Origin of the sequence: Natronomonas sp., from assembly GCF_046710025.1 — an archaeon.
GTDB lineage: Archaea > Halobacteriota > Halobacteria > Halobacteriales > Haloarculaceae > Natronomonas.
The window spans coordinates 1-6,889 of sequence record NZ_JBKEGK010000135.1 but is presented as its reverse complement, the minus strand read 5'-3'; the positions used below and the strand labels follow the sequence as shown (position 1 = coordinate 6,889).

Genomic DNA, 6,889 nt, shown 5'->3' with positions numbered 1-6,889 from the left:
GAAACGGCCCACGTCTGGAACGTGACGTTCGATGACGCCGGGGATGCGGCCACGTTCCGCAGGGGCTACGGGCAAGTGATCGAACACTGGGGCGGCCAGCGCCGCGCAAGCGCCGCCGGCGGAACGGCCTGGACGTTCGACGACCGCGGGCGCTTCGACGGCGCGGTCCGGGTGCAACGGGACGGGAACTCGGTCACCGTCGTCAAAGCCCCATCGCGGGCGGCCCTCAATTCGGTGTATGCGCCGGCGGAAGCGCCTTCGGCCGGCGTCGAGAGTCGTTCGGGCGCGGTGGCGGATTGACGATCCCGGGGCACAACACCGTCGCGTTCTTTAGGTAGCCACACCAACTGCGCGCCGATGGCAAACATCACTCTCTACGAACTGCCCGGTTGTCCGTACTGTGCAAAGGTCGTCGACAAACTGGACGAGTTGGGCCTCGAGTACGACAGCATCGAGGTACCGCGCTCGCACAGCCAGCGCACCGAGGTCGAGGCGGTCAGCGACCAGACCGGCGTCCCGGTCATCATCGACGAGGAACACGGGATCGATGGGATGTCCGAATCCGATGACATCGTCGAGTTCCTCGAAGAGAGCTACGCGTAGGGCCGAACACGGCGCTCCGGCGGGGGGGTTCCGGCGAGCCACTCGCTCGCGGGTATTTATAAACCGCGTCGGAGGCACCCCGCGATAGCGGGCCTCGCACAACTCGGCGTCGGGGCCTCGATGTTGGCCGCCGAGCTCTTCAGACTGAAAGCCCCCGAGGAGGAACCGCAAAATCCGGTGGAGCACGGGCTTTTGGCCTATGGGACGGCGGCGCTTTCGATCTTCGTTACGATTATTTTTGTCGGGCAACTGCTGCTGTTGTGCTTTCGGGTGCGAGCGGCGGGGGATGTCAATTCGTCGGTCCTCAACGTGGGGAGTTCACCACGCGATTTATAAGGCGTCCTTGTACGCTTCCAGCGTCTCCTCGACGTCCTCGTCGGTGTGGCCGTAGGAGACGAAGTTCGACTCGAACTGGTTCTGCGAGACGAGGACGCCCCGCTCGCGCATCTCGGGGCGGAACAGCCGGGCGTACCGGTCGGTCTCGGCCCGCGTGACGTCGGTACCGCGCTTCGGACAGGCGTCGTAGCGGCTACATCCGGGGTCCTGTCGACAGCCGTTCAGACAGGACTCGCCCTGTGGGTTGCCCTCGGCGCGGGTGAACACGAGTTTGAAAAGCGAGTGCGATCCGACGACGGTGTACTCGGGGGCGTGATCGGCGACGAGGTCGGAAAGCCCCTCGCGGAGTTTCCGGCCGAGGCGGTTGACGTGGTCGTAGACGTCGTTCTCGGCGCAGTATTGCAGCGTTTCGAGGCCCGCGGCCATCGTCACCGGGTGTCCGGAGAAGGTGCCCGCTTGGAAGACATCGCCCGAGGGGGTGAATCGTTCGATGTACTCCGTTTTGCCGCCGATGGCGCCGACCGGGAAGCCGCCGCCGATGATCTTGCCAAACGTCGTGATGTCGGGGTCGATCCCGAACTCGCTTTGAGCGCAGCCGAGACCGCCGACGCGGAAGCCGGTGATGACCTCGTCGAAGACCAACAGCGACCCGTACTCGTCGCAGAGTTCGCGGAGGTGTTGGTGATAGTCCTCGACCGGGTAGACGATACCCATGTTCGCCTGGATCGGTTCGACGAGGACGGCAGCAATGTCGTCGCCGTGGGCCTCGAAGGCCGCGCGGGCGGCTTCGGGGTCGTTGAACGGGACCGGGATCGTGTGTTCGGCGAAGGCCTGCGGGATCCCGGCGGTCGACGGCTTCGGGTCGTCGGCGTCGCCCTCGACGAGCGTCGACTCTTGGGCGCCGTGGTAGCCGCCCTGCATGACGAGGATCTTGTTGCGTTCGGTGATCGCCCGCGCGAGCCGGCAGGCCGAGACGGTCGCCTCGGTGCCGCTGTTGACGAAGCGGATCATTTCGACGCTCGGGACGTGCCGGCAGACGAACTCCGCGTGCTCGACCTCGATATCGCTCGGCATCCCGTACATCGGCCCCTCGGCGGACCGCGATTGAACCGCCGCCTGCAGTTCCTCGGGCATGTCGTGGCCGAGCAACAGCGGCCCGAGCCCACAGACCCAGTCGATGTATCGGTTGCCGTCCGCGTCGACGACGTGGCCGCCCTCGCCGTGGTCGGCGAAGACCGGATACGGCTGCGGCGCGGCCCGGACCGAGGAGTTCACGCCGCCGGGCATGACCGACAGCGCCCGATCGTACAGCGAGCGGGAGGCATCGTGGTTCATATCAACCCCTTCCGCTCGCGCCCACAAAGGGTTACTGTCGGCCATCGGACGTTCCGCTACTGTTCGCTGTGCAGTTTATTAGCCAATCGTTGTATTTTTTATCGTATCTTAATTTGTATCAGATATTATTTAGACCCCAATAGCGATTATTGCTGTATCCGTCCCGATAATGTCTATCGATCGCGTAGTGGGTGACGCCGCGACCGTCGCGGCAACCGGTACAGCACTGCCGACCACGAACCGAAGCGGCTGGCACCCGTTGGTTCCTCCGTGGGATCCCACCCGGGATCCGATTTTTTCGGGCGGGCTACTCGGGGATCGGACAGTCGTTCTCCCGTCGCACCGAGACGACCGTATCGGCATCCACCCGGTGGATATCGGGATCGTGGTGGAGTTCACGCAGACAAGCCGCGATCGCGGCCTCGCTCTCGAACTTTCCGATCGCGAAGACGTTGTCAGGGCCGCTCGTCTGGTACACCGTGACGAACGGCTCGCGTTCGCGAAGCCGGTCGGTCACGTCGTCGATCACGTCAAGTTCGACACCAAGCCGAAAGACGGCGGTCCCGTAGCCGAGTTCACCGTAGTTCACCTGGACAGTGTAGCCGTTGACCGTGCCACGGTCCTCGAGTGCGCGAAGGTGTTTCTGTATGGTCGTCGGGACCACGTCGGTCGTCGCCGCGATATCGCGGATATCGGCGCGGCCGTTGCGACACAGCGTCGCGACGAGTTGTTCCTCGAACCGCTCCGTCATCGCTACGGTCAGACCGCGTCGGGTCCGACCTCGCCAGTCCGGATCTGGTAGGCCTCCTCGACAGGGAGGATAAACACCTTTCCATCACCGGGTTCTCCGGTCTCCGCGGCATCGCTTATGGCCTCCGCGACGTCTGCGGCCGGGATGTCGTTGACGACGCACTCGATCTTGACCTTCTGGTGGAGGTCGACGCTGTACTCCTCGCCGCGCCACTGACCGGTCTTGGCGGGCTGAGAGCCGCGACCGGAAACGTTCGTGACAGTGAGCGAGGGGGCACCGATCTCCGCGAGCCCCTGTTTCACGTCGGAGAGCTTGTCGGGCCGAATGAATCCCATGACCATCTTGATCTCGTCTTCGTCGTTAGGCTCGCCGCCGTCAGTACGGATGACCCCTGTCTCGTCGTCTGACACGTGCCCGCCGTCGGTGGCGATCGTGTCACGGCCGCCGAATTCGGGGTAGGTGTCGACGCCGTGTTCGGAGACATCGAGGCCGTCCTGTTCGTGCTCCGCGGAGACGCGGGCCTGGCCGGTAGCCTTGAAGAAGTACCAGATGATACCGGTCGTGGTGAGCGTCCAGCCGCCGATGATGACGACGCCGACAACCTGGGCGACGAACTGGGTGGCGACCGAGTCGACGACACCGGGCAGCGCGACGAACGGCATCAGGAGCGTACCGAGCACGCCCGCACTGCCGTGAACTGGGAAGACCGCACAGACGTCGTCAATCTGGAGTTTGTTCGAGACGAAGTCGAAGACGATCGGCAGTTGTGCACCTGCGAGGATCCCCACGACGAACGCGCCCCACCAGGTGGTCGAGTTCGGGATTGCCGTGATGGCGGCCAGTCCGGCGAGCATGCCGTTGGCGGTGTACAGGGTGTCGACCTTGCCGGATCTGAGCAGCGAAACGGCGGCGGAGCCGATCGCGCCCATGCCCATCGCGACCGTCGTCGTCATGGCCACCTGACCCAGCGTGTTCACGCCTGCCCCGCCCGTATCGAAGGCACCGGCGGTGCCGACATTGAACCCGTACCAGCCGAAACAGAGCATGAGCGTTCCCAGCACTGCGAACGTCATCGAGTGACCGGGGATGATGTTCACCGATCCATCGTTGTTGTATCGGTCCATCCGCGGGCCCAAGACGGCCGCGGCGGTGAGTCCAGCGATACCGCCCATCCCGTGGACGATCATCCCGCCGGCGAAGTCGGCGAACGGGGCACCGACGAGCTGTTCGATGAGTCCGGTTTCAGGGGCTGCCCACGTGAACGCCGTGATGACCGGGTAGATCACGGCGGCCAGCAGGAACGTGTAGGTGACGTACGCGCGGAGTTTCGCGCGTCCGGCGACGGCCCCCGAGACGATTGTCGCGGCGGTCATCGCGAAGACGGCACCGTACAACCAGCCGACGTATCCGCCAGCACCGGCAGCCGGCGAAAAGCCCGCACCGCTCGCCAGGCTCTCGACACCGGTTCCGATGAGGAAGAACACCGTGACGCCGACGGACCACGTCAGCATGTTCTTCGTGAGCTGATTTGCGACGTTCTTCGAACGCACCTGCCCTGCCTCAAGCATCGCGAAGCCAGCGTGCATGAAGAAGATGAGGAACGTCACCGTCAGAATCCACGTTTCGTTGACGGCGGCCTCTACTGCTTCGATACCGGTCTGCATCGGTATCGCCTCGATCATCGTCTCACCCCCGGACCGAAACAACGTATATTCTCATGTACATTCATATTTTTGCTCTGTTCTGCTACGTTTGTATATTGCATCACGTCTTATCTTCATGCAAGCCCCCTACATAAATGTTGGAGTTTATATTCCACATCTCAGCGCATTCTATATGGACGAGTGTCAGATATGGGGGAGTATAATAGCAATATAAGGTCGTACAACGTCAAAAAGTGGATGCGGTTCGGGGCATGTTTCTGGACGTTCGTATGCCGGCGGGGGCGGTAGACCTCCCGCGTTCCACCCGTATTCAGCTTGCGCGCACCCTATAGGTAGTCCGCGACGTCCTCGGCGAAGTACGTGATAATCAAGTCGGCACCGGCGCGTTTGATCGACAGTAGCGACTCGTGGGCGACTGCTTCGAGCGAGAGCCACCCGCGATCCGCGGCGGCGTGCAACATCGCGTACTCCCCAGAGACGTTGTACGCCGCGACCGGTCGGTCGAACGATCGACGGACGTCGGCGACGACATCGAGGTACGGCAACGCGGGTTTAACCATCAGTACGTCCGCCCCCTCCTCGGCGTCGAGGGCGACCTCGCGACGCGCCTCGCGCGCGTTCGCGGGGTTCATCTGGTAGTGTCGTCGGTCGCCGAATGCGGGCGCGCCGTCGGCGGCGTCGCGAAACGGACCGTAGAAGGCCGATTCGTACTTCGCGGCGTAGGACATGATCGGCAAGTTCTCGTAGCCTGCGCCGTCGAGCGCGCCCCGGATCGCACCCACCATCCCGTCCATCATGCCCGAGGGGGCGATCATGTCGGCTCCCGCTTCGGTGTGCGAAACCGCGACCCGCTGGAGGCGTTCGAGCGTGGCGTCGTTGTCGACGGTCAAGCGGGGATCGGATTCGGCGCCGTCCTCCAAGATTCCGCAGTGGCCGTGGCTTGTGTACTCACAGAGGCAGGCATCCGTGATCACGTAAGCATCGGTCTCCGCGGCGATCCGCCGGACTGCCCGCTGTACAACGCCGTCTTTGACCCACGCGCGCGTGCCGGTCTCATCCTTCGACTCGGGAATCCCAAAGACGATGACCGCCTCGACGCCGGTGTCGGTTATCTCTCTGACCCGGTCGACACACGCCTCCGGGGGGACCCGCTCGTGGCCGGGCATCGAGTCGATTTCGACACGGTCATCAGTCGTCGCGTCGACGAACACCGGCGCAACGAGGTCCGTCGGCGACAGTTCCGTCTCGCTGACGAGCGGCCGGAGGCCGTCGGTCCGGAGCCGTCGGGGACGGTGATGGAAGTCCATAGCCGGAATTGCGACGCGACTCCCATAGGGGTTATCGTCGCCGGTCCCGGCCCGCACGTTCAAACCGTCGCCGTCCGAATAGGCGGTATGGACACCCAGCCCGAAGCCGGCATCCACGCCCGAGAGTCCCCGTATCTGGAGCGTTACGTGCAGGTGGGGATCGCGAGTGGGCGTGTCCTCTCGGTGTCGTTTCCGGAGACGCCCGAAGGCGACGACGACCACCCGCTCTTGGATCGGATCGAGGAGTATCTCCAGGGGTCGGCCGACGACTTCGAGGACATCGACGTCGCGTTGACGATGGCCACCGACCGACGGTCGGTGCTGGAGACGCTCCGAACGGTCCCCTACGGCGAGAACGTGACGATCCGGGGACTCGCGCGGATGACGCCCGGCGTTGACCCCGAGTCAGCGGACGACTGTACCCGTCTCAGGGCGGCCCTCGATGAAAACCCCGCCCCGCTCGTCGTCCCGGACCACCGCGTCTCGGACGGGCCGAGCGCCGCGCCGCCGACGGTCGAGCAGCGACTCCGATCGCTGGAAGGGCTTTAATCGTCCCCGAGTACGCGGCCGATACCCGGGATAGCTGCTGCGAGGCGCGTGACCCATCCGAGTTCGAACAGGCCGATCTGTGAGAGGATCCCGAGGACGAACAGCGCGCCGAACGCCGGGAGTTCGATGCCGGCGACCGGGGTGGTTGCGAGCGGATCGAAGAGGATCGGATCGGGCGAGAGCCCCTCACGGGCAGCGGTGAAATCGGCGAGCGTGACCGACCCGGAGGCGAGCGCCGCGCCGACGAAGGCCGTCACGAACGTCAGCGCGACCCTGGTGAGCATGAGACCGAGGGCCGCTCCGGCGACGCCGGTGGCAACCGCCACGGGGTACCGGACGAGGCC

6 protein-coding genes and 2 pseudogenes are annotated in these 6,889 nt (G+C 64.5%); 3 read left to right on the top strand and 5 right to left on the bottom strand.

Going from position 1 to position 6,889, the window contains the following annotated elements:
• Both ACI944_RS09765 and ACI944_RS09760 read left to right on the top strand, forming a co-directional pair.
• Positions 1–300, top strand: a pseudogene (locus ACI944_RS09765) (hypothetical protein); the annotation flags it as partial.
• A 57-nt stretch (positions 301–357) separates the two neighbouring features.
• Complete coding sequence (locus ACI944_RS09760) at positions 358–603, top strand: glutaredoxin family protein (protein ID WP_411718852.1); 246 nt, start codon at positions 358–360, stop codon at positions 601–603.
• Between the two features lie 330 nt (positions 604–933).
• Here the strand turns inward: ACI944_RS09760 and hemL are convergent, their stop codons facing one another.
• From hemL to hemB, 4 genes are all read right to left on the bottom strand, one after another.
• Positions 934–2,274: a glutamate-1-semialdehyde 2,1-aminomutase gene (hemL, locus tag ACI944_RS09755; protein WP_411718851.1), complete on the bottom strand. Its 1,341-nt coding sequence runs from the start codon at positions 2,272–2,274 to the stop codon at positions 934–936.
• A gap of 307 nt (positions 2,275–2,581) precedes the next feature.
• A complete protein-coding gene (locus ACI944_RS09750) occupies positions 2,582–3,025 on the bottom strand; it encodes an Lrp/AsnC family transcriptional regulator (protein ID WP_411718850.1) in 444 nt (147 codons plus the stop codon).
• An 8-nt stretch (positions 3,026–3,033) separates the two neighbouring features.
• On the bottom strand, positions 3,034–4,707 hold the full coding sequence (locus tag ACI944_RS09745; protein ID WP_411718849.1) for an ammonium transporter: 1,674 nt from the start codon (positions 4,705–4,707) through the stop codon (positions 3,034–3,036).
• A gap of 308 nt (positions 4,708–5,015) precedes the next feature.
• Positions 5,016–5,996: a porphobilinogen synthase gene (hemB, locus tag ACI944_RS09740; protein WP_411718848.1), complete on the bottom strand. Its 981-nt coding sequence runs from the start codon at positions 5,994–5,996 to the stop codon at positions 5,016–5,018.
• Between the two features lie 87 nt (positions 5,997–6,083).
• Between hemB and ACI944_RS09735 the strand changes: the two genes are divergently transcribed.
• On the top strand, positions 6,084–6,545 hold the full coding sequence (locus ACI944_RS09735; RefSeq protein WP_411718847.1) for a methylated-DNA--[protein]-cysteine S-methyltransferase: 462 nt from the start codon (positions 6,084–6,086) through the stop codon (positions 6,543–6,545).
• Here the strand turns inward: ACI944_RS09735 and ACI944_RS09730 are convergent.
• Positions 6,542–6,889, bottom strand: a pseudogene (locus ACI944_RS09730) (phosphate ABC transporter permease); the annotation flags it as partial. The gene ACI944_RS09735 and the pseudogene ACI944_RS09730 overlap by 4 nt on opposite strands.